This window comes from Blautia sp. NSJ-175 (genome assembly GCF_022867815.1).
GTDB classification, from domain to species: domain Bacteria; phylum Bacillota; class Clostridia; order Lachnospirales; family Lachnospiraceae; genus Blautia; species Blautia celeris.
This window is the reverse complement of the sequence record NZ_JALIFQ010000019.1, coordinates 1-23,682: the sequence shown is the minus strand read 5'-3', so window position 1 is coordinate 23,682 and position 23,682 is coordinate 1. Positions and strand designations below refer to the sequence as shown.

Genomic DNA, 23,682 nt, shown 5'->3' with positions numbered 1-23,682 from the left:
AAAATAAAAGGCAGCCAGGTTTGAAGCGCCCCCAAAAAAGTCAGACTTTTTTTGGGCCATTCAAACCGAGCTGCCCTTTTTATCATAAATTTCACAAAACCTGAAGCGCCGAAACAGACTGCAGCACATCTTTTTTCCCGCTGCATTCCACTGTAAAAGACACCTCCGGATTATTCCTCTTCACGATTCCGATAACCTCTCTATAATCCAGATTTCCTCTTCCCAGTCCCATGTGTGTATCCCTGTCTCCCAGATTATCATGCACATGCATATGCCTGATATAACTGCCAAACAATTCCGCCCACGCAGCGGCCGGCATCTCCGAATAACAATGAGCATGCCCTATATCCAGACAAATCCCAAAATCAGGATGATCCACCTTACGGGCCACTTCCAGAATCGGTTCTGCCTCCCTGTCAAACACATTTTCCATCACGATCTGAATCCCATCCCGGCCATCCAGAAACCGTTTATAAAACTCAGCCACCCTGTCAGCCCATCCTATGAGCAGATACACATCCGGCACATAACAGGTATGGAACACCAGCTTCTCAGCCCCCAGCCTTTCTGCCGCCTGATACGCCTGATCATACCGTTTCCTGGTAGCATCCAGGACCAGCGAATCAAACGCCATGGGATTCAGATCCAGAAAAGGCCCATGAAGCACCAGCTTCCCACACCCCATTTCCTCCAGCCTCTTTTCATAATTGTCAATCTTCTCCTCCAGACGGTCCAGATTCTCGGAGATTGAAAACTCAATACTCTCAACTCCGGCCCCTGTCCTCTCTATCACATCTCTCATATCCACATCGTCCAGCAAATGACTCACATAAATCATATTTCACCCACCCAGTTTCATAATCCATTTTTCACAATCTATCCTTCATAATACCACAAATCCCACCATAAATCTCCCCTTTCCAAACATTTTTCCCACCTTATCCTCCCTATTCTTTCCGGGCTTTCTTTTCCAGACTTTCCTCCCAAAACCGTTCCTTTACCCTCAAACGCCATCCGCTGTAGCTTGGAAGTTCTCTGCTCTCGCCCGTACAGGGAAGCCTGTGGTCAGGTCCGGCGTCCGGAATAAGCCTTATAGACTACAGTCCTACACTGATTTTTCAAAAAATCTCACAAAAAAAGGACCGCCTAAGCAGTCCTTTTCCTATCAATAATCCGTCTTCTGATAAAAATGCCCTTCCAGAAAATCTGTCTTGATCACATTAATAAACGCCTTCGGATCCGCCTTCCGCACCCTGGTCACCAGCACCTTCGCCTCCGCGCTGGAAACCACGGAATACAGCATCTTCCGGCCTTCATTAGAATAACACCCGGTAGCCGCAAACTCCGTCGCGCTGTGATTTGTCACCTCATAAATCTCCTGGTACACTGCATCCGGACAATCCGTAACAATAAACAGCGTCTCCTTCTTATACGCCGTATGCAGCATATGAATGATCTGTGTGGATGTAAACTGGAAAATAATAGAATAAAGTGCCTTATCCCATCCAAACAGAATACCCGCGATCACCAGCACACATCCATTACCGAGTAAAATGAAATTCCAGACATCCTTATTTTTCTTTTCCGCAAAATAAATAGCAATAAAATCAGTACCACCGCCGCTGGTTCCGCCCATTAAACAAAGGCTCACAGCAAAACCATTTATAAGCCCGCCGAATACAGCGATCAAAAGAATGTCCTGTGTGATCGGCTGGGAGGGGATGATATCGGTAAGAATACTGGTCAATACTATGATCATCGCAGAACTTACAGTGAATTTCTTACCGATGGCTTTGAAACATACAATTGTCGGTACAGCGTTCAATAACAGATTGACCAGAGTAAACGGCAGTGCAATTCCCAGAAACCGTTGAAAAACAGTCTGGATCAACAAAGTCACCCCGTTGAAACCACCCGGATACAATCCTCCCGCTCTGACAAATGTCTTGATATTAACAGCCATAATGATAGCTCCAGCAAGGCCAAACACTACCCGTTTAGCTTCTTTTTTTATATCAATATTCGCTTTCATTTTTCCTCATCTGCTGACCTTACAGCATGTGTTTCCGAAGTTCCTCCGGAGATTTTACAGTTAAATAAGCCGGTGCAATATCGAAGACGGTCCTGCATCCGCTCTGTCCTTCCCTGTTCAGACGATATGCCGCCCTTGCGTAAGCCACAATAACAGAGGATGTGAACTCCGGGTTGGAATCCAGCTTCAGGCTGTATTCGATCACATGACTGTGCTCCTTCTCCCATCCCGTCTTTCCTGTACGGATCACAAATCCACCGTGGGGAAGACCTGCATGCTCTGCCTTCATCTGCTCTTCGCTGATAAAATGCACGGTTGTCTCATACTCGTCAAAGTAATTCGGCATGGTCTTGATCTCTTTTTCGATCTTCTCTCTATCTGCGCCCTCTTCTGCAACTACGAACACCTCACGGGTATGCTTTTCACCTGTTGTGAGTGTGGGGTTCTCTCCGTTTCTGACTGCTGTAAGCGCTTTTTCCACAGGAATGGTATACTGTCTTGCATCCACAACGCCCTCAATCCTTCTGACTGCATCGGAATGTCCCTGGCTGACGCCTTTTCCCCAGAACGTGTAATCCGTTCCCTCCGGCAGAATGGCATTGGCATACAGACGGTTCAAAGAGAACATTCCCGGGTCCCAGCCAACAGAGATCAGGCCGATCTTCCCGCTCTTCTTTGCCGCTGCGTCCACATCCGCAAAATGCTCCGGTATTTTTGCATGAGTATCAAAGCTGTCCACCACGTTGAAATACTGTGCAAACTCAGGTGTCTGCTTCGGTAAATCCGTCGCGCTTCCGCCGCACAGGATCAGAACGTCGATCTCGTCCTTCATCTTCACAGCTTCATCCACATGATAAACCTTTGCAGTCTCTGTCATGATATGGACATCTGCAGGATTACGGCGTGTAAAAACAGCAGCCAGTTCCATATCCGGGTTCTGCTTCACTGCGCATTCCACTCCGCGTCCCAGATTACCATAGCCTAAAATTCCGATTCTTATACTCATCCTTTACCTCTCCTGTCAATTTTTCTTATAGTGTTTCCCTTTTTCGTCCCACTAAGTATAACAAATTCCCTTTTTCACTTCAACCTGCAAAATTCATAAATCAACCGATGCCACCGTAAAAAATTCCTAAAATATATACAACAAAAGTCAGTCCCACAAAGAGATATTTCGTGGCAGGCTCAAACCATTTTCCCAGCTTTCCGGCCCGTCCCATCTGCACCTGCTCCCTGGCAAATCCCCTGGGTGCGACCCAGAAAAACATCACCGCCGCCAAAAGCGCTCCCAAAGGAATGATATAGATGGACACCACATCCATCCAGACACTGACCATATCAGCGCTTTCAATAAAAACACCCACGGCTGCCGCTGCAAACGCAGTAATGACAACCGCCATCTTCCTGGAAAGCCCAAACTGTGCCTGAAGCGCTTCTATAGGCGTTTCAAACAGATTCATCAGGGAAGTCACAGCCGCAAACAACACAGCCACAAAAAATACCACTGCGAATACCTTTCCAAACGGCATCTGCCGGAACACCTCCGGCAATGTAATAAACATGAGCGGCGGTCCTGCGGATACATCAAGCCCAAAGGCAAAGACCGCGGGAATCACCACCAGTCCTGCAAGGATTGCCGCGCAGGTGTCAAAAAATGCCACATTTCTGGCGCTCCCCACCACATCCACATCCTTTGACAGGTAGCTGCCGTATACCAGAGTGCCGGAACCTGCCAAAGATAAGGAAAAGAATGCCTGCCCAAGGGCAAACACCCATGTTTTGGGCTGTGCCAGGTATTCCCATTTCGGCACAAAGAGATACCTGTACCCTTCCCCCGCATTTCCCAGTGTCAGCACACGCACCATGAGAAACAAAAAGAATACAAAGAACAGCGGCATCATGATCTTGTTCATCTTCTCGATTCCCTTGGAGACACCAAGAGCCATAATAAGGAATGTCACAGCCAGTCCGGCCATATGCCATCCCACGCTTCCAAAGTCACCTGCTATCTCCCCAAAATAAGCGGAGACATCCGCGGCATGGAACATACTCCCGGAAAGTGATCCCCACAGAAACCGCAGAAACCAGCCAACCACCACAGAATAACCGATGCCGATGGCCAGTGAGCCAAGGACCGGGATCATGCCGATCAGCCTCCCGCCCTTCCATCCGCGCATCTCCATCACTTTCCCAAAAGCCCCCAAAGGCCCGGTCCCCATGGCGCGCCCAAAGGCCATCTCCCCCACCACACCGGAGAAACCGAGAATCGCCACGAAAATGAAATAGGGAATCAGGAAAGCCGCACCGCCGTACTGCCCGGTCCGGTAGGGAAACATCCATATATTTCCCATCCCCACCGCGGAACCTACACATGCCACAATAAAACCAAATTTTGAACGGAAAGCATCCCTGGTCTGGACAGTTCCCGCTGAATCCTTTTTCATATTTTATCCCATCCTTTTATGTAAAATTAAGTCCTTTCAAAGGATAGCACACAACGCATGTACTGTCCACATATTCCAGCCCTCCACGCCCTGTTTGCAAAAAATGCCGGCTCTGTACCATAAATGATACAGAACCGGCCAAATACCTGTCCGCAGTTTTCTCAGCTGATCTTCTTTTCTCTGCCGTATATCTCATAAAAATATTTCAGCAGCTTCTCCTCGTCCATCTCCGCGGACAGACACCCCATCTCTGTCACGGCATTTCCTCCCGTGATATTTCCAAAACGGATACAATCCCCCAGGTCATATCCGTAATACAGCCCATACATGAAGCCGGCTGCAAAAGCATCCCCTGCCCCGGTGGAATCCACATGTCTCACCGGGAGCGGCTCTATGATATGGAGTTCTTTGTTTTCCTTATACAGGCAGCCCGCGTTTCCGTTTTTTACAATAGGATTTTTCAAATGCTCGGACAGCCTTTCCAATGCCTGTACCGGTGTATCCGCCCCGGTTATTTTCATGGCTTCCATGGAGTTCGGTATAAAATAATCCACATACGGAAAAGCATCATAATACCACTCCAGGCTCAGCATGTCACTCCACGCGGAATCCAGGACAATAGTACATCCGGCCTCTTTCAGAGGCCTGCACAGATCCTTCTGCTCAAGAGAAAGGAATGCGATCCGGCATCCTTCGTAAAACTCATATATTTTCTTTTTCTCCACTGCAAACGCCGCTTCCTCCGGCTTATAGGAGACAATCCCCCGATCCTGCATACAGGATACCACACAGCTCAGGGTAACCGGGTCCTCCTCATCCGTGGAGAGCATATTGGTGTATTCGATCTTATCTTTCTCCAGTTCTTTTACCAGATATCTGCTCAGCGGCCCTTCTCCAATATAGGTTGCCAGCTTTACAGGTACGCCAAGCCTGGACAACTGGATAAGAGTTGCCACCGCTCCGCCTCCGAGCTGTTTGGAACAGCTCTCGCTGTATACCTCCTCACCAAGCTTTGGCATTCTGCGGGCGTTTCCGAAAATAATATCCACATTGGCGATTCCAAATCCCCCTACACTGTTCATACCTTCCATCCTCCTGTATACTCCTCATAAATCTCCAGATACTCCCTGAGCAGTTCCTCTGCCAGGGAATAGGAATTCACCAGAGGGTTCACCATAAGGGCATCTATGGCCTTCTTTGCATTGCGTTCCACTATGGCCTGGGCGGCTGTTCTCTCATAATACTTGACTGCACAGATGAGCTGCTTTGCGCTTTGGGGCAGAGTATACGGCCCGGGTTTCGGCACTGCCCCTGCTTTTGAAATATGACAGGATACTTCTATCACATCCGTATCCTTTAACCAGTCCACAGTTCCCTGGTTGGGCATACAGAGAATCATCTCTCCCTCTTTCCCTGTGATTTTAGCCCGCATTAGTGCCAGGGCTACCCCTGCATATCCGCCTTCATCTTTTGTATTCAGATCAAATTTCGGAATACAGGCATCATCCCTCGCCACAGATGTCTCGCCCTGCATATAATTGCTCTCTCTCATATATGTATGATCACGGTATATTTCCAGCATTTTGTCAAAATCTTTTCCGGCATCATACCGGCCCAGCTCCTGCAGCATACAGTCATTGATCCTCTTGATCCTTTCGCCCCTGGTCTCGCCGGTCTTCTGTATATTCTGCAGTGCCTTTTCCCTGTAATAGAAATAATAGAGATATTCATTGAGCATGCATCCCATGTGCTGTGCCAGCTTCGGTTCAAAATACCGCATGTCCGTCTGCTCATAGAGCCTGGGATCCTTTAATATCTCCGGGAGCATCTCCCTGTTCTCTTTTTTTACACTGGTAAAATAAGATAAATGGTTCAGACCTATGAGATGCACCTGAAAATCCGAAGCCTCGGCCTTGTAAAGCCCGGCCACCTGCCGCATAAACCCGGAGGGAGCATCGCAGATTCCATACACAAAGGAATATCCCTGATCTCTTAAAGCCTGTGTCACAAGCCCTGCAGGATTGGTAAAGTTAAATACCATCACATTAGGGGCAGCATATCTGCGGATCAGTTCACAATAGTGCAGCAGGGTGGGAATGGAGCGAAGGGCCATGGCAAACCCGCCTACCCCGGTTGTCTCCTGTCCTATCACTCCATGCTTCAGCGCTACCCGCTCATCTATGATACGGCTTTCCTCTTTTCCCGCGCGGATGGTGGTGATGATAAAATCCGCCTCCCACACAGCCTCCTTTTCATCTGTTGTGCACACATAATGTACGGAAGGCGCTGTCCTGGCAAAGACCTCCTTTACCATTGAGCCGAAAACCCTGACCCGCTCTTGATCCGTATCCATAAAAACAACCTCTGTTATGCCAAGGCTTTCCGCCTGTTGTGCCAGACATTTTGCCAGCATCAGACTGCGTGAACCGCATCCGCCAATGACTGTTAACTTCATAAGCCTTCCTCCTTCAGTTTCCCATCATAATTTCCAAAATCTTGCTGTCCGTCTCTCTCATGCCGTCTTTTCCGATTCTGCCCACTGCCTCAATGGTCTCGTCTGCATTTTTACCCACAATACCCTCTCCCTCCATAAAGCGGCACTGGTTTTTCGCCATCTCATAGGCCAGAAGGCCTGTTTCCACAGACATGGCGATTTTTGCGGCACAGGAGGGCTTTGCGCCATCACAGAGCATGCCTGATATGGTAGCCAGTGTATTTGTGATAATATCCTCCATCACAGCAAGCGGCGCCTGATCCAGATATGCGATGCCGCAGACTGCGGCACATCCGGCATTAACTGCCCCGCAGTAAGCAGAGAGCTTCCCGATTCCACGTTTTATATAAATAGAAATAAGATTTGCAAAGATCATTGCACGGTGCAATGCTTCCCGGCTCTTATCCTTTTTTTCCGCATAGATAGATATGGGGACCGCAATGGTGATTCCCTGGTTTCCGCTTCCGCAGTTTGCCACTACAGGCAGAACGCTTCCGCCCATTCTGGCATCACTTCCGGCTGCCGCATAAGCTGCCAGCACTGCAGCGTCTTCCTCTTTGTATAAACGCAGAAGATTTTTCCCCACCTTTGCCCCATAATCGTTTTTCATTCCTTCTTCCGCTATTTTCCGGTTGCAGGCGATCTGCATGTCCAGAATATCCTTTAATTCTGCTGTACTGGTCTCACCTGCAAACTCATATATATCTTTTAATTTCAGATCATCCTCATTTGTCTGTGTGCTGCCAACGCACTCCCGGCGCTGATACTGCTTTGTGATATCTCTGCCGTCTTTCTGTACTTTTGTTATATGGATATGGCTTTTCTGGATCTCCACCAAAGCGGTATGTTCCCCTTTTCGCAGATCAATACGCACATACAGAGGTTCCTCCACCTCTGCCAGATGGATACTGTATGTACTCTCCTCCCGCACCAGCTTTCTCACTGTGTCTGCGTCATTGGCGGTTAGTGTGTTCAGTACCTCCAGTTTGCGTTTTGGATTTCCCCCCACGATTCCACAGAAGGCAGCTTCTGCTACCCCCTTCAGGTTTCCGGTGTTGGGTATAATTACACTTTTTACATTTTTTAATATATTGCCGCTGACCCATATCTCCATATATTCCGGGATGTCACCCAGAATCTCTTTGGCACAGGCCGCCGCATAGGCGATGGTTCCCGGCTCCGTACATCCAAGAGCCAGCATGATTTCCTCTCTCAGCAGTTTATTGCAGGTTCTGTCCCTTCTTTCTCTGCTTTCTGTATCCTGAAGCGCCTGTATGAAGACCGCCTCTATTTTCTCCTTTGTCGGTACCCCTTCCATAACCATTTCGCCATCTATATAAAAACAGGGGACATAAGTAAATTTCCTGCCTGCAGGCAGTTCTCTGTCCCGCTCTGTATCCAGAAAGCGTATCTCGATCTTTTCATATTTTTCATTGCTCCTTCGCAGTTCCTCCATCAGCCCAAAAGCCTGTCTGCAGTATCTGCATGTAACTCTGTATATCATCTCAATGGTTTTCATCTGTCTCAAACCCCTTTTCTGCAAATTCGGATGCCAGAACACAGAATGCAGCCGTGCCTTCCGCCAATATGGATTCATCAATCTCAAAACAACTGCTGTGAAGCGGATACTGCTTTGCCTCTTCTTTTCGCCAGCAGCCCAGCCGCAGAAACAGGGACGGGCACTGGGCGCCGAAATATGAAAAATCCTCTCCCAGCATAGCCGGTTCTCCCTCTGTGATGATCTCCGCCTCCTGCAGCTTCTCCCTGAGCACGCGGGCCGCCCAGTGTGCTGCTGTTTTGTCATTGACCGTTGCAGGATAACCCGAACTCATATGGTACGTCCCTTCCATTTCCCAAGCTTCTGCTATGGATTTTGTCAGTCTTTCCAGGCGGTGTATGATTTTCTCCCTCACATCCGGGTCATAAGTCCTGATGGTGCCTTCCAGATATCCGGTCTCTGCTACAACATTATATTTCTCTCCGCATTGTATCCGGCAGATGTTCACCACTGCTGCCTCCTGGGCAGATACCGTATCGGCTGTAATATTACCAATGGCATTTACCAGTGCAGCCATGGCGGGAATGGGATTTCTGCAGAGATGGGGAGATGCCCCGTGGCCTCCCTTTCCTTTTATCTCAATGCCGAACGCATCGGGCTGTGCCATAACAGGTCCCGGCATACAGGTTATGCTGCCTGCTCTCTGCGGCCAGACATGAAACGCAGCTGTAAATTCCGGCTTTGGCTCATCCATGACTCCCTCTTCGATCATACGCCGGGCACCTCCCTGCTGTTCCTCGGAGGGCTGGAATAAAAAGACCACATTGCCGTGCAGACACTCCCTGCACTCCTGCAGAAGCCTGATACACCCAAGAAGTACAGCCATATGGACATCGTGCCCGCAGGCATGCATGACCCCAGGATTCTCAGACTGCCAGGCAAGACCTGTCTGTTCCGTCACCGGCAGAGCATCCATATCCGCGCGGAGGGCAATGGTATGCCCGGGCCTCCCGCTCTTGATGACTGCGTATACTCCTGTATCTGCACAGGGCCTGCACTCTACCTTCCATTTTTTCAGTTGTCCGAGAATCCATTCCTGTGTTTTATATTCCCGTCCCGAGAGTTCCGGATGTCTGTGGAGATGGATGTAATAGCTTTTTATCTCTGCTTCTGCCTCCCGGACCTTTTGGTAAAAATCAATTTTCACTCTGAACACCTCCCCGAAGCGTCTGCCTATTCTCCAGATTTTTTTCTCATAAGATTTGAGAGACTGTCCACTGTAATACTGTGCCCTAAAAACAGGCCCTCCGCATACTCTGTCTTTGCATCTCTCCCGTATTCCCTGGCAAGGCTCATAGCATAAGGCAGCACATCCTGGGAGCTGTGTGCCGTACAGGCACTTTTCTTTATCTCTATGACATCCGTGATATCCACATAGATATCAGGCCTGCGCCGGTTGGTCCTGTTGTCCGCCCCGAAAAAGAGAAGGGCATCATAATGCCAGTCCGTATCGTCATCCGCATATTTTTTCAGTCCCGCTGTAAAGCAGGCTGCCTTTGTTATTTTTGACACGGCTGTGTGGTCGGGATGGTAATCCTCCTCTAAAAGTGTGAGAACAAACCGCGGTGAACATTTCCGCAGATGCGGTATCAGAGCGTCCACTGCTTCCTTAGAAAAATACATGCCGGCATCCGGAAAATCCAGCATGGCAAAATAGTCAAGCTGCAGTATGGCGGCTGCTTTTTCCGCCTCCTCTTCTCTCACGCACTTCTGTGCATAACCTCCTGATTCTCCTCTTGTAAAAATCACAAGACCTGTTTTCAGTCCCTCTTTCTTTGCCTTTGCAAAGATACCCGCTGCGCAGACCTCCAGGTCATCCGGATGTGCGCAGACTGCCAAAATATCGATCATTTCATTGCCTCCTTTACTGTTTTACGCCTGTTGTGGCAATCCCCTCCACAAACTGTTTCTGGAAGAGGAAGAAAATTATGATCATGGGCAGTATGGCGATAATGCCGCCTGCCATGACCTGAGGATAATAAGTTGTATGTTCCCCGATCAACATAGCCAGCCCGGCTGACAAAGTCATCTTATCCATAGAGTTATTCACGATCAGCGGCCACATCAAATCCTTGAATGTGGAGATCGCAGTCAGTATTGCCAGAGATGACAGCGCAGGTTTTAAAAGCGGCAGTAAGATTCTGTAATAAATCTGGAAAAATCCGCAGCCGTCCAGCATAGCCGCCTCATCCAGGCTCCTGGGAAGCCCTTTAAAGAATTCCCTCAGCATAAATGTTCCGAATGCGCTGAATATCTTCGGAAGCCACAGGGCCGTCACGGTGTCGGCCAGATGCAGCTTCACCATAATGTCATAATTGGGCACCAGAAATATCTGTCCCGGAACCATTAAGAGCGCCAAAAGCACGATAAAGATCACATCCCTGCCCGGAAAATGCAGCCTGGCAAACGCATAGGCGGCCATGGAGCAGATCAGCAGCTCTATCCCTATGGTAAATAAAAGAACTAAAAACGTATTCACATAAAAATCAAAAAACGGAAATTTATCTACCACTTCCCGGTAACTTCCCACGGTAAAAACTTCCGGAAAAATCGTAGGCGGTATCTGAATGCTCTCCTCGTATGACTTAAAGGAAGTCAAGATCATCCATAGAAACGGACCCACCGTCACAACCGCACACAGAATAAGCAGCAGATACACCGGCCATTTTCTTTTTTTCATCATTCCATTCTCCTTTCCGCGTCCTGCTGCGCATCAATCATCATAGAATACCAGTTTTTTCTGGCATATCATCTGCACCGCAGTAATTGCCAGAATCAGGAGAAACAGCATCAGGCTGATCGCCGCCCCATAGCCCTTATGGAACTTTACAAAGGACTGCTCAAAGAAATAAGTGACCAGAGACCTGGATGCCTCCGTTCCGCTGCTTCCCTGGGGAATCATCAGATAGATAAAATCAAAGATCTGAAAAACATTTATGACTGTTGTGACGCACACAAAGAAAATGGATGGGGACAGCAGCGGCAGTGTGATCTTAAAAAACCTCTGCACTCCATTTGCCCCGTCAATTTCAGCGGCTTCCCTGTAGCATACCGGAATCCCCTGCAGTCCGGCCAGCAGCACGATCACCTGATATGCCACGCTGGCCCAGATAAATACTATGGAAATAGAAAACAACACGATCCGGGAATCCGACAGCCAGGCCACCGGCTCCACGCCGAATTTTCCCAGTATCTCATTGAAAATACCGAATTTATAATTCATCAGCCACTTCCATAAGAGTCCGATCGCAGCCGGCAGCGTTACGGCCGGCAGGAAGATACAGACCCGGAAGGCTCCGATCCCCTTTACCTTGGAATTGAGCAGAACAGCCAATAACACAGCCAGTATCACCACCAGCGGCACGCAGATGACCACATACAGGATGGTATTGATAAACGCCTGATAAAATGCGTCATCCTGGAATAGCTTCACATAATTCTCCATGCCCACAAACTTAGGTATTCCGAAACTGGACTTGTTTGTAAAGCTGTAATAAACGTTCTGAAAAAACGCCCCAATAAAAAACACGATCACCCCTGCCATCAGCGGCGCGATCATCAGGTATCCTGTTATTATCTCCCGGCGCCTCAGGGAACCCTTTTTCTGTCTTTTCATCAAACACCCTCTCCTGTCGTTTTAAAAACGGAAGTGCTGCAGATTCGTCCTGTGCAGCACTTCCATCCCGTTTTATGATTCACTGTCCAATGCGCTCTGTGTTGCTTCCTGCATCTGTTTACATCCCTCTTCCGGAGTCAGTTCCTTTGCAAAAATCTTTGCTGAGATTTCATTTACAGTGGGAAGCCATTCTGCCACGCTGGATGATGTCGGGAAGGGGAATCCTGTCTCAGCCACATCGAATATGACATTTACATTTACATCTACATGCTCTGCTTTGTAATACTGCTGTGCGCTGATCAGTGCAGGGACATCAATCTTCGCCTCTGCCTGCATCTTATTGGACTCTTCTCCTGCCAGATATTTCACCAGTTTCCACGCTGCATCTTTATCTTTGCTGCTGGAATTGACTGCATATCCAAGGCCGCCGATGACACTCTGATTTCCGCTTTCCTTTGCGGGCATGGCAATGGTTCCCACCTGCTCTGCAAAGCTTGCTTCGTCAATGACTGCTGTTTTCCAGGAGCCCATGAAAAGGATGGCCCCCTTCTGGGACAGGAACAGATCTGTTCCCTTCGTATCGGAGAGCACTTCACTTCCCGGCATCAGGCCTTCATCCATCAGTGATACCATATCTGTATATGCTTTTACGGTTCCCTCCTGGTCAAAACCTGCTTTCTTCATATCATCACTCAAAACATAACCGCCTGACTGGTTGATAAAATTAAAGAAAGACGGCTGTGGATCCAGTTCCATCAAAATCGGGTATTCATCGGAGCCTGCTTCTTCAATCTTAGCTTTTAACTGTCCTGCCAGATTCTTCATATCCTCCCAGGTCCACCCTGCCTGTGGTTCCTCCACACCGTATTTTTCAAAAATACCTTTGTTGTAGAAGACCTGTACAGTGTCCATTCCCTTCGGCATACAGTATTGCACATCATTGTAATTGTAAGCATCTTTTACAACACTTACATAGTCATCCATATTTACCTTATCCTTCTCAATGTATTCGTCCAGGGGTTCCAGAACACCGGCCTCTGCGTATTTGGGAAGATATGTATTCATCCAGAAAACATCTGCTGCACTGTCGGAGCCCATGGCTGCATCCAGCTTTGTCCAATACTGTGACCACGGCGTCAGCTGCAGTTCCACATCAATATCAGGATTTTCTGTCTCGAATTTCTCTACGATCTCATCAAACACCGGTTTCTGCACTTCATCCCAGAGTGCAAATGAGATTTTTGTCTTCTCTGAGCTGTTATCCTTTTTTGCCTCGTCTTTACCTGCATCTGCCTGGGAGTTTCCGCAGGCTGCCAGAGAACCTGCCATTAAGAGTGTCAGCATCATACACATTCCTTTTTTCATTTTGTACCTCCATACCTTTCATCTTTCCGTATTTTTATTTCCTGTTTACAGTTTCCTTTGATATTGCTTTACTTTTCTGGTTGACAACACAGGTTTCTCCCTGTTCCAGCCGATAGGGCAGTGTGATCTCTATATTTTCTTCCTTTTTCTGATTCTGGAACGTATCCAGTGTCTGTTCTATCATTTTTTTAATAGGCTGGCTGATGGTAGTCAGTTTCGGTGTCACCTGTCTGGATAAGCTGATTCCGTCAAATCCCATCACAGATACGTCCTCCGGAACTTTCAGTCCCACCTCAGACAGCGCACTGATCACACCCAGGGCTGCTTCATCGCTGAAAGCAAAGGCAGCCGTAAAAGTGATCCCTTCTCTGATGGCCTGTGCAGTCATCCGGTAACCGCTGTCATATGTCAGCTCACCATATTTCACCTTATTCTCATCAAACTCCAGACCGAATTCCTCAAAAGCTCTTTTGCATCCTGTAATACGCTGAAATCCGGAACTGATGCTTTTCGGATAATCGGATAAGATCAAAATCTGTTCGTGCTGCAGGTTAAGCAGATATCTGGCTCCCTCATGGGCGGCTGCCAAATCATTGATATGGATCATCTTACATCTCTTGTCAGCACTGATCGCACCGAACATGACCGTCTTGATATTCTTGGCTGCTATGTAATTCAGCATATCCTGGTCTGCATTTTCCTCCAGATAGATAACTCCCGTAATATCCAGCTCTTTAAAAAATTGTTTGTATGCCTCCCCCTGTTCCGTAACAGGGATAAATACCATCCTGTATCCGTATCTCGGCACGGCCTCCAGCAGCTCTCTCAGCACCTCGCTGAAATACGCCAGCTTCAGGTTCGGAATCAGAACAGCTATGACACCGGGGTTTTTCTGCTTATACACAGGTGTATATGCAAGCTCCCGGACAGCCTCCTCAATCCGCTTTGCCGCCTCTGTTGTCACAATGTTCTTCCCGTGAAAATATCTTGAAACAGTGGCCGGTGATACTCCTGCTCTTTTCGCCACATCTCTTATGGTTGCCCCATTTACATCACCTCTCTTTTGTGCACTTTACAATGTTTTCCAGTATTTTCTACCCTTCCCTTGTGCTTTTCAACCAACTTTATGAGACTTATTATAGAAACAGCCATGTAAAATGTCAATATTGTTTCATTTGTTTCACTTTTGTTTCATGAGTTTCATATGATTTCTTTCAATTTACTAATAAAATCCCTCTTTTTCTGTCCCGCCTCCCTGATTTCCCGGCACAGAAAAAGCCTCACCGGCATTTCGCTGCCAGTGAGGCTCTCCTCTTCTATCTAATTATTTATTCATGAATCTTAATAACTGCTTTCACAATATCCGCCTTGTTGTTCATAGAGAACTCCATAGCCTTGTCCGCTTCATCCAGCGGGAATTCATCTGTCACAATACCTTTCAGATTGATCTTGCCGTCCGCAACTGCCTGGATTGCCATAGGATAGATATGACGATAGCGGAATACGGTCTTAAAGGTCAGCTCCTTATCAAGGGCAATGCTCATAGGCAGGGTCACTTCCCCTGTCCTGCTGTATCCCACGAACACAATGGTAGAGCCTTTTCTTGCCATAAGGATCGCCTGTCTGGAGGTCACTTCCGCGCCTGCAGTCTCGATCACCACATCGGTTCCTCTGCCGCCGGTCAGCTCTTTGACCTTAGCCACAACATCCTCTTTTGCACCGTTGATGACGCCTGTGGCACCCAGCTCCATGGCTTTTTCCAGACGTTTATCCATCACGTCCACAACATAAACTTCGCTGACACCTCTGGCCTTTAAAGCCATCATGGAGACCAGACCGATACAGCCTGCGCCCATGACAACAGCCTTCTGGCCCAGATGAGCATCTCCCTGGATCGCAGCATGGAATCCGACTGCCAGAGGCTCGATCAGAGCGCCCTCCAGAGTGCTGACATTGTCCGGCAGCTTGAAGCAGAGATTTGCCTCATGGGCAACGTATTCCTGGAACACACCGTCAACCGGCGGAGTTGCAAAGAATACCACGTCCGGGCAGAGATTATACTTGCCTTCCTTGCAGAATTCACACTGTCCACAGGTTTTTCCCGGCTCCAGTGCCACACGGTCACCAACCTGCAGATGCTTAACATCCTTACCGACTTCCACTACAACTCCGCCCGGCTCATGGCCCAGTACGAAAGGCGGTTTTACCACGTAATCCCCGATTGCCCCTGTCTCATAATAGTGCAGGTCAGAACCGCAGATTCCCACATAATCCAGCTTTACCAAAACCTCGTCGTCCTTTGGCTGGGGGATGGGTCTTTCTTCAAAATCCATCTTCTGGATATCCGTCATTATTGCTACTTTCATCATGCCTTCCATCTCTTGTTTTCCTCCTCTTATGAATGTACATTATGTGACTTCATTATAAGTCAGAAACGTATATATCACAAGTGAAATTCATGTCTTTTTCCTTCAAATTTCTTTGAATTTTTTTATTCCGATTTCTTCCATAATAAAAAAAGAGGCAGGGATAAAACCGGAAATTCCGGTCTTATCTCTGCCCCAAAGCGGAGGCGAAATCAATTAGTGATGGAACAGACGAATGCCTGTAAATGCCATCGCCATATTGTACTTATTGCAGCACTCAATGACTGCGTCATCGCGTACGGAGCCGCCCGGCTCTGCGATGTATTTTACGCCGCTCTTGTAAGCGCGCTCGATATTGTCTGAGAACGGGAAGAAAGCATCAGAACCTAATGTAACATCTGTCAGCTTGTCCAGCCATGCGCGTTTTTCCTCACGTGTGAACACTTCCGGTTTCTCTTTGAAGATTTTTTCCCATGCCCCGTCAGCCAGAACATCCATATATTCCTCACCGATGTAAACATCAATGGCATTGTCTCTGTCAGCACGGCGGATACCGTCGATAAACGGCAGATCCAGTACCTTCGGGCACTGTCTCAGCCACCAGTTATCAGCCTTCTGGCCTGCCAGACGGGTACAGTGTACACGTGACTGCTGGCCTGCGCCGATACCGATCGCCTGTCCGTCTTTTACGAAACAGACGGAATTTGACTGTGTATATTTCAGTGTGATCAGAGAGATCTTCAGGTCCATCAGCGCATTTGCAGGAATCTCTTTATTCTCTGTCACAATATTGGAAAGCAGCTCATCATCAATGGAAAGCTCCTGTCTTCCCTGTTCAAATGTGATGCCGAATACCTCTTTATGCTCCAGCGGAGCCGGCTGGTAATCCGGGTCGATCTTGATCACATTGTAGTTGCCGTTCTTTTTCTGTTTCAGGATTTCCAGTGCCTCATCGGTATATCCGGGAGCGATAACACCGTCGGAAACCTCTCTCTTGATCAGCATTGCTGTGTCTTTATCACACACATCAGACAGGGAGATAAAATCTCCGAAGGAGGACATTCTGTCAGCGCCCCTTGCTCTCGCATAGGCACATGCCAGCGGTGATAACTCGCCCATATCGTCTACCCAGTAGATTTTTTTCAGCACATCTGTCATAGGAAGTCCCACTGCCGCGCCTGCCGGAGACACATGTTTAAAGGAAGTCGCTGCCGGAAGCCCTGTGGCTTTTTTCAGCTCTTTCACCAACTGCCAGCCATTAAAAGCATCCAGGAAATTAATATATCCCGGCTTGCCGCTTAAAACTTCGATCGGAAGCTCGCTGCCGTCAGCCACATAGATTCTGGAAGGTTTCTGGTTCGGATTACATCCGTACTTTAACGCTAATTCTTTCATATTCCGATTCTCCTTTATGCTTTTCTATTATTTATTTTTATTCACGATCCTGGTTTCATACTCACCGGTTGCGATATCTATATAACGTACAAACAGAGATACCTTATTGTCCTCATTCAGGCTCTCCCACACATCTTTTGTGAATGCATCGATATCATTGGGAACTCCCACCAGCTTCGGTTCTCCCTCAAAACTCGGCAGCGGATTGCCGTCATGCATATAAGTATGAATGAAATGTCCCTCTCCGTTAACCGGGTTTTCATAGGTAAATGTATAACGGCAGCAGCTCTCAGGATTGCCGTTATTGCTCTTTAAAATAGACATGGCATAGTGGTATATGCCGTTCTCCACCTGCATGATACCGGAGATTCTCGGTGTATAATTAGGGCCGTCCGGCTCAAATTCACGAGTTCTCAGGGACTGCTCAAAGGAGATTCCCTTTTCCATACCTTCATAGACAGTGTCTGTCTGGTCACCGTTGGTGACAATCGTCTTATTTCCGATCACACGTACCGGTGCATATATAATCAGGCTGGGATCAGTCAGCTTAGACGGGTCAAATGCCTGGGTGCGGATACCCTCTCCCTCTTCAACGAACACACGGTTTCTGCTGTTCTCACTTCTGCCCATGATAAAATATGCAGTAACTGCCTTTGTTCCATCCTCAGACTTACCAATAACAATTCCCCTGCCCGGGTACGCATTTTCTCTCAATTCATTTTCAAGTGATAACATTTTCATGAATTCCTTCTCCTTCTCATTTTGACCATAATAAACTGCTGCCGACCAACCGACAACTTTTCATAACAACAAAAAAAGCCCACACTCTGAACATACTTGCCCAGACGGTCGGCTTCCAACACTTATACTCCCTGTGGTTCATTCCACTTCCGTCAGTCATATAAGCAATTTAAACATTATCACGGAATTCTCCCCTTGTCAACGCTTTTTGACAATTTTTATCAAAAACCTTTCACTCCCATGTTATCCATATCCTGCAGCCGCTCCTTCCCATGATCAGCCCGGGGAATAAACTCTCCCCGGACAGAATGATTTATAGGACTATAATTTTATTGCGGCAGGACAGATGGTGTGTTAAAATAGAAAAAAGCATATTTTCTAAAAATATATCTAATTTTGGATCCATCCCAGGATTCAGAATATCTTAGAACATTTCATAACAGCAGGCCACTGCCATCCGGCCTGTCCCTTCGGAAAATTCGTGCTTTTATCACCTTTATCAGCAGGGGTTTTCGGAAGAGTGTAAAACCTCCTGCAAGTGACAATTAAATAAAAAGGAGGTTTTACATGGAAGAACAGAGACCACATGTACTGCAGTGGCATCCGGCCTTTTATGCCGGGATACAAATTGAACTGGAGACTGAAGCGAATACTCTGCTTTTTGAGAATGAACATCAGCTTGGAACCAAGCCAAAGGAAATTGATGTATTGATCATCAAAAAGGAAAAGGGGCGATAAAATACCCATGCAGCTCATCTTGACAAAAGAACTGTCAGAAACCCAGAACCTGTGGCTGAAAAGCCTGACTGATGAACTGGAAGAAATCGAAACCGTAAAGCATTTACTTGAGCAATACGGAAAGCATAAAGGAAATATCCTGTATAAATCGGTAATGAATTTAATTGTCCGTGCCAATCAGGAAAAATTCAAGGAGGTGAAAACAATGTGTGAAGCACTGGAAGAATTGATGAAAGACGAGATGGAGGCAAAAAGGACAGAAGGAAAGGCTGATGCCGTTTTGGAACTGCTGCTTTCCCTGGGCAGCGTATCTGAACAATTACGAAAAGTAATTATGGAACAGAAAAATACAGCCATTTTAAATACCTGGCTTATATATGCAGCCAGAGCAGAATCCATAGCGGATTTTGAGCAAAAGATCAAAAATGACAGCTTTACCGCAAAAGCAAATCCCCACTAATACACGCTGCGCCTCTCCGCGCCGGTACCAACAGGCCAGCCATATCTGACTGGCCCTCTGCATAGTCTGCTGTCCGTTTCTTTTTATCCCTCACACACCTGAAAAATATAGAATTTCAAATAATAAGACTCCTCCGCGGCCCAAAGAATCGGATGATCCGCTGCCTGTGTCCGGTACTCCACCTGCCGCAGTCTTTTGTGCACATTTCTTGCCGCCTGCCCGATGGTCTGTGTAAACATCTCATAGGACATAAAATGCGAACAGGAACAGGTAGCCAAAAATCCCCCGTCCTTCACAAGCTTCATAGCCCGCAGATTGATTTCCCGATACCCCTTCACAGCGTTCTTTACAGAATTCCGCGATTTGGTAAACGCCGGCGGGTCCAGTATTACCACATCGAACTTCTTCCCCTGCTCCTCCAGCCTGGGAAGCAGCTCAAACACATCCTCACACACAAATTTTACAGTCTCTGACAGCCCGTTCAGCGCAGCATTTTCCCTTGCCTGCTCAACAGCCAGTTCTGAGGCATCCACGCCCAGCACGCTCTTTGCCCCTGCAATCCCTGCATTCAGTGCAAAGGACCCTGTATGCGTGAAACAATCCAGCACCTCTGCATCCCTGCATAATCTCTGGATCGCCAGTCTGTTGTACTTCTGGTCCAGGAAAAATCCGGTCTTCTGTCCGTCTTCCACATCCACCAGATACTTCACGCCGTTCTCGCAGATCTCCACCTTTGTATCAAAGGGTTCCCCGATAAATCCTTTTACCAGCTCCATCCCTTCCTGTCTTCGCACCTTGGCGTCACTCCGTTCATAAACACCGCGGATCACCACACCGTCCCGGGCCATCTCCTCCTTCAGAAGTTCCAATATCTTCCCCTTCAGCCTGTCAATCCCAAGCGCCAGTGACTGTACCACCAGCACATCAGAAAATTTATCCACAACAAGTCCCGGCAGAAAATCCGCCTCACCGAAGATCACACGGCAGCTGCTTGTATCCACTGTTTTTTTCCTGTATTCCCAGGCATCCCTCACCCGTTTCCTCAGAAATTCCTCATCTATTTCCTGCTCTGACTTCCTTGTCATCATACGGATTCTGATTTTGGAGTTGGTATTGATAAATCCTCTGCCCAGGGGATAGCCGTCAAAATCGTGAACGATCACCATATCCCCATTCTCAAAGCTTCCCAGAATACTGGCGATCTCATTGTCATATACCCACGGACCTCCCGCTTTCAGGGAACGTCCCTCCCCCTTCTTCAGTGTCGCAATTGCAAGACTCATGTGTGTCTTCCTCCATTTTCTCTATTTTTTCTGTCCCAGCACAATATAAGCGATTCCGCAGAACAGGCCGCCTACCGGGAATAGGACCCAGCTCACCTGCCAGGCATTCTGTAAAAAACTCCAGAGCAGATAAACTGCCGTTGTCACGATCATGATACAGGCCGACCATTTGGCAGCCAGCGGCATATGGCTTTCCTCATCCAGCATACGCAGCTGCTCCGGTGTCAGACGCTCACGGTACAGCGGATCATGCTCTTTATTGTACTCCTCTATATTATATTTGCTTTTTGCAAGGCCTGTATGGACCAGAAGCATAACACCCACACTGACCATGAGAAGCATCACAAAGCTGTAAAATGCGGATGCCTCCACCCCAAAAGGCGCAGGCAGAAACTTCTGCAGTTCATCTGCCACAATACTCATCAGAATGATCCCGATACCTGCTGCGATCCTCACTGAAAAGACGCGGTTAAACCGGTCTGTCTCCTCCTCCGTGTAGAAGGGCTGGATGTAAGGATGCTTTTTTGTAAAATCGCTGTGCCGGATTCCTGCAACCACCACCGTCAGTACAGCTACGATCACAAAGGGCAGCATCACAATATCCTGCAGATTTTTCATAAAACCTTCCATCCCCTCAAAAAGAGTGGTGAAGGCACCTCCTATTATCAGTAATCCCACACATAAAGTAACTGCTTTTCCAAAGCTGTTCATGTGCTCTTCATATTTTGAGGAATCTTCTACACGCTCCGCCTGTGCGTCTCCCCGCATAAGGGTATCCATACTGCAGGAAAACAGATCACAGAGCTGCAGGATTTTTTCCATCTCAGGATAAGAAGTACCAGTTTCCCTTAGTTAAAGATATGAACCCTCTTTATCAGTCTACTTTTCCAATAAATCGGTAGTATATCTCTATTTCCTGTATTCTTTCGTTATCCTCATTCGTTGTTGCTTCGTGAATGAGTATTTTTTCTATCATTGCATTTAATAACGGTGCTGTCAGTTCCTTTGGTACGGAATACTCCTTGATTAACTCAATCCACTTTTCAGCACCTATCATATCCTGTTCCATTTTACTTAATTCTTCTCTTAGGTTGGTTATCTGCTGTTCCAGTTCTATCTGCTCTTTTTGATATTTCCCCGACAACATGATGAAGTTTCGTTCCGTTATCTTCTCACAGGCTCTATCTTCATACATTTTCGCAAATAAACGGTCAATCTCATTTTGTCGGTTCTCGGCTTTCTTCAAGGCACTTGCCTTTTTCTTCTTTTCCCGTATTCGCTCTGCATTGCCGACTTTCTGTATTTTGTTCAATACCTTTTCTTCGTCCTGCTGTACTGCCTTAGCCCAATACTGCAAGCGTTCCAATACGGCTTGATACAGCACGTCATAGCGGATATAGTGCATAGAACAATTACCTTTGCCAAACTGCCCGTAATAACTGCAAGCATAATAACTATATGGGGTTTTATTCGCCTTGTTTGTCGCAAATCTCATAGACCAGCCACAATCCGCACACTTGACAAGCCCTGCAAATATCGGCGTTGCCTTTTCCTTTGTCTGTCTACGCCTTGATTTTATCTGCTCCTGCACACGATAGAACACTTCCTTGTCAATAATCGGTTCGTGGGTATTTTCTACTCGAAACCATTCGCTTTCGGGCTTTCGTACTTTCTTCTTGCTTTTGAAAGAAACGGTTGATTGTCGATTATGAACGCTGTTTCCGATATAGACTTCACTTTTCAATATCGCCTTTACATGAGCAATCGTCCACTCATAACGCTTGCTTTCGGGCTTTCCCTCAAAGATATGAGCAAAAGTACCGTACCTTGTAAAATTCAACCAAGACGCTGTTGGGACTTTTTCTTCTCGCAGTATTTTTGTGATTTTTGCACTTCCGTAACCTTGATAGGCTAGGGAAAAGATTTTTTCAACAATCCATTTTGTTTCCTCATCAACCAACAGTTTCCCTTTGATGTCGGGGTGTTTCTTATATCCTAACGGAGCATAAGCCCCATAATACGCACCCTCTACAAATTTCGTCTTAAAGGCTGATTTCACTTTACGGCTCGTATCTCTTGCTACCCATTCATTGATGATGTTCTTAAATGGTGCAATCTCACTTTCGCCTTTTTCGCTGTCCACACCGTCGTCAATCGCTATGTAACGGACATTATGGCTAGGAAAATACAATTCTGTATATTGTCCTGTCATAATATAGTTTCTACCAAGTCGTGATAAGTCTTTTGTTACAACACAGTTGATTTTTCCTGCCTCTATATCCTCAATCATTCTTTGAAAACTCGGTCTTTCAAAATTTGTTCCCGACCATCCGTCATCAATATATTCATCAATCACATTCAAATGATGTTCTTTTGCATATAGACGCAACATACTTCTTTGTGTGGTAATGCTGGAACTTTCGCCCTGTAATTCATCATCTCGGCTTAACCTAAGATAAAGTGCAGTATTGTAAATCTGTTGTTTCATTGTCAGTTATCCTCCTTTATAACTAACCCGTGTTTACAATACCTGCTTGCAAGTAAAGTATAACACGGGTACTTTTTGTCATTCAATCTATTTCTTACAACTGCACTGATTTTATGTGATTGTCTGCTTTGCTTTTTCCAACATGACATCAGTTAGAAGTTCTTCCATTGTCTTTCCCTTTTCGGAGAAATGCTCTTTTACAACAATCTTTGTCTTTCCTCTGTTGCCAATGCCACACTTGCCATTTTTCTTTTGAATTGTTTTTACAGCATTATCAATAACACATACCCCCTTTCTGTAAAATCTTTCTAAGCAATTCAACGGCTTTTGTCATAGCCCACAGGACTTCCACCTCTGCATTATCAATGTAGCCGTACCCATTGCGTGCGACGCTCTGAACGCTCAAGCTGTGGCTGTACGGGAGTATCATTATCTGACAGCACAGGTCATGGCGATAAAAGAGGACAAGTCTTTTACAAGAACACAGATAGGTTGTCGCTCACTTTTGCAGGAGAAAGGTCATGGCGTATCTGTTTCAACGGCTCGCTGTCTGTCAAAGGTATTGAATTGCTTTATTCAGTTGTCAACGAATCATGAAAGCTTATCTCAGCCTATAATGAAAATAGGATACTGACTCCACTACTTTTTTCACTTCTCTTTTTGCCTTACAATAGTCTTAGGCAGGATTAAGTTTGATTGCAC

21 protein-coding genes and 1 riboswitch are annotated in these 23,682 nt (G+C 46.9%); of the genes, 2 read left to right on the top strand and 19 right to left on the bottom strand.

Annotated elements, in window-relative coordinates; all coding sequences use genetic code 11:
* Nucleotides 1–91 precede the first annotated feature (91 nt).
* From MUB35_RS22990 to MUB35_RS22915, 16 genes are all read right to left on the bottom strand, one after another.
* Nucleotides 92–838: a sugar phosphate isomerase/epimerase family protein gene (locus tag MUB35_RS22990; RefSeq protein ID WP_148392094.1), complete on the bottom strand. Its 747-nt coding sequence runs from the start codon at nt 836–838 to the stop codon at nt 92–94.
* A gap of 327 nt (nt 839–1,165) precedes the next feature.
* Nucleotides 1,166–2,032 (bottom strand): YitT family protein, encoded by an 867-nt coding sequence (locus tag MUB35_RS22985; protein WP_033142518.1) that lies wholly within the window; start codon nt 2,030–2,032, stop codon nt 1,166–1,168.
* Between the two features lie 19 nt (nt 2,033–2,051).
* The gene (locus tag MUB35_RS22980; RefSeq protein WP_103731835.1) at nt 2,052–3,038 is read right to left on the bottom strand and encodes a diaminopimelate dehydrogenase; all 987 of its coding nucleotides are present in this window, start codon (nt 3,036–3,038) and stop codon (nt 2,052–2,054) included.
* Nucleotides 3,039–3,138: 100 nt separating this feature from the next.
* Nucleotides 3,139–4,476 carry a sodium-dependent transporter gene (locus MUB35_RS22975; RefSeq protein WP_148392092.1) on the bottom strand — a complete coding sequence of 446 codons (1,338 nt, stop codon included), beginning with the start codon at nt 4,474–4,476 and terminating at the stop codon, nt 3,139–3,141.
* A 161-nt stretch (nt 4,477–4,637) separates the two neighbouring features.
* A complete protein-coding gene (locus MUB35_RS22970) occupies nt 4,638–5,558 on the bottom strand; it encodes a carbohydrate kinase family protein (RefSeq protein ID WP_033142522.1) in 921 nt (306 codons plus the stop codon).
* On the bottom strand, nt 5,555–6,931 hold the full coding sequence (locus MUB35_RS22965) for a family 4 glycosyl hydrolase (RefSeq protein ID WP_227211013.1): 1,377 nt from the start codon (nt 6,929–6,931) through the stop codon (nt 5,555–5,557). Before MUB35_RS22965 ends, MUB35_RS22970 begins: the two co-directional genes overlap by 4 nt.
* Nucleotides 6,932–6,944: 13 nt before the next feature.
* The gene (locus MUB35_RS22960) at nt 6,945–8,489 is read right to left on the bottom strand and encodes an L-serine ammonia-lyase, iron-sulfur-dependent, subunit alpha (RefSeq protein ID WP_158587348.1); all 1,545 of its coding nucleotides are present in this window, start codon (nt 8,487–8,489) and stop codon (nt 6,945–6,947) included.
* Nucleotides 8,476–9,675, bottom strand: coding sequence for a M20 metallopeptidase family protein (locus tag MUB35_RS22955; RefSeq protein ID WP_244806912.1), 1,200 nt, complete (start codon nt 9,673–9,675; stop codon nt 8,476–8,478). The genes MUB35_RS22960 and MUB35_RS22955 overlap by 14 nt, the downstream gene beginning before the upstream one ends.
* 26 nt (nt 9,676–9,701) lie before the next feature.
* A complete protein-coding gene (locus MUB35_RS22950; protein WP_244806911.1) occupies nt 9,702–10,379 on the bottom strand; it encodes a PIG-L family deacetylase in 678 nt (225 codons plus the stop codon).
* Between the two features lie 13 nt (nt 10,380–10,392).
* Nucleotides 10,393–11,208: a carbohydrate ABC transporter permease gene (locus MUB35_RS22945; RefSeq protein ID WP_033142525.1), complete on the bottom strand. Its 816-nt coding sequence runs from the start codon at nt 11,206–11,208 to the stop codon at nt 10,393–10,395.
* A gap of 33 nt (nt 11,209–11,241) precedes the next feature.
* Complete coding sequence (locus tag MUB35_RS22940) at nt 11,242–12,144, bottom strand: carbohydrate ABC transporter permease (RefSeq protein WP_052099603.1); 903 nt, start codon at nt 12,142–12,144, stop codon at nt 11,242–11,244.
* 72 nt (nt 12,145–12,216) lie between these two features.
* Nucleotides 12,217–13,509 (bottom strand): ABC transporter substrate-binding protein, encoded by a 1,293-nt coding sequence (locus MUB35_RS22935; protein ID WP_244806910.1) that lies wholly within the window; start codon nt 13,507–13,509, stop codon nt 12,217–12,219.
* Nucleotides 13,510–13,543: 34 nt separating this feature from the next.
* Entirely contained in the window at nt 13,544–14,545 is a 1,002-nt protein-coding gene (locus MUB35_RS22930) for a LacI family DNA-binding transcriptional regulator (protein ID WP_081960470.1), read from the bottom strand.
* Nucleotides 14,546–14,837: 292 nt separating this feature from the next.
* Complete coding sequence (locus tag MUB35_RS22925) at nt 14,838–15,887, bottom strand: NAD(P)-dependent alcohol dehydrogenase (RefSeq protein ID WP_033142529.1); 1,050 nt, start codon at nt 15,885–15,887, stop codon at nt 14,838–14,840.
* Between the two features lie 204 nt (nt 15,888–16,091).
* On the bottom strand, nt 16,092–17,270 hold the full coding sequence (locus MUB35_RS22920) for a phosphoribosylaminoimidazolecarboxamide formyltransferase (protein ID WP_033142530.1): 1,179 nt from the start codon (nt 17,268–17,270) through the stop codon (nt 16,092–16,094).
* A gap of 27 nt (nt 17,271–17,297) precedes the next feature.
* Nucleotides 17,298–18,011 carry an IMP cyclohydrolase gene (locus MUB35_RS22915; protein ID WP_033142531.1) on the bottom strand — a complete coding sequence of 238 codons (714 nt, stop codon included), beginning with the start codon at nt 18,009–18,011 and terminating at the stop codon, nt 17,298–17,300.
* 91 nt (nt 18,012–18,102) lie between these two features.
* Nucleotides 18,103–18,181: riboswitch (ZMP/ZTP riboswitch) on the bottom strand.
* A gap of 397 nt (nt 18,182–18,578) precedes the next feature.
* Here MUB35_RS22915 and MUB35_RS22910 point away from each other — a divergent pair.
* Both MUB35_RS22910 and MUB35_RS22905 read left to right on the top strand, forming a co-directional pair.
* A complete protein-coding gene (locus MUB35_RS22910; protein WP_225305361.1) occupies nt 18,579–18,749 on the top strand; it encodes a hypothetical protein in 171 nt (56 codons plus the stop codon).
* Between the two features lie 7 nt (nt 18,750–18,756).
* A complete protein-coding gene (locus MUB35_RS22905; RefSeq protein ID WP_054353518.1) occupies nt 18,757–19,209 on the top strand; it encodes a hypothetical protein in 453 nt (150 codons plus the stop codon).
* 83 nt (nt 19,210–19,292) lie between these two features.
* Here the strand turns inward: MUB35_RS22905 and MUB35_RS22900 are convergent, their stop codons facing one another.
* From MUB35_RS22900 to MUB35_RS22890, 3 genes are read right to left on the bottom strand one after another with little or no spacing between them, the layout of a single operon-like run.
* Nucleotides 19,293–20,492, bottom strand: coding sequence for a class I SAM-dependent rRNA methyltransferase (locus MUB35_RS22900; protein ID WP_033142532.1), 1,200 nt, complete (start codon nt 20,490–20,492; stop codon nt 19,293–19,295).
* 21 nt (nt 20,493–20,513) lie between these two features.
* Complete coding sequence (locus tag MUB35_RS22895; protein ID WP_244806909.1) at nt 20,514–21,314, bottom strand: hypothetical protein; 801 nt, start codon at nt 21,312–21,314, stop codon at nt 20,514–20,516.
* A gap of 52 nt (nt 21,315–21,366) precedes the next feature.
* Nucleotides 21,367–22,980 (bottom strand): recombinase family protein, encoded by a 1,614-nt coding sequence (locus tag MUB35_RS22890; protein WP_113990459.1) that lies wholly within the window; start codon nt 22,978–22,980, stop codon nt 21,367–21,369.
* Between the last annotated feature and the right edge of the window lie 702 nt (nt 22,981–23,682).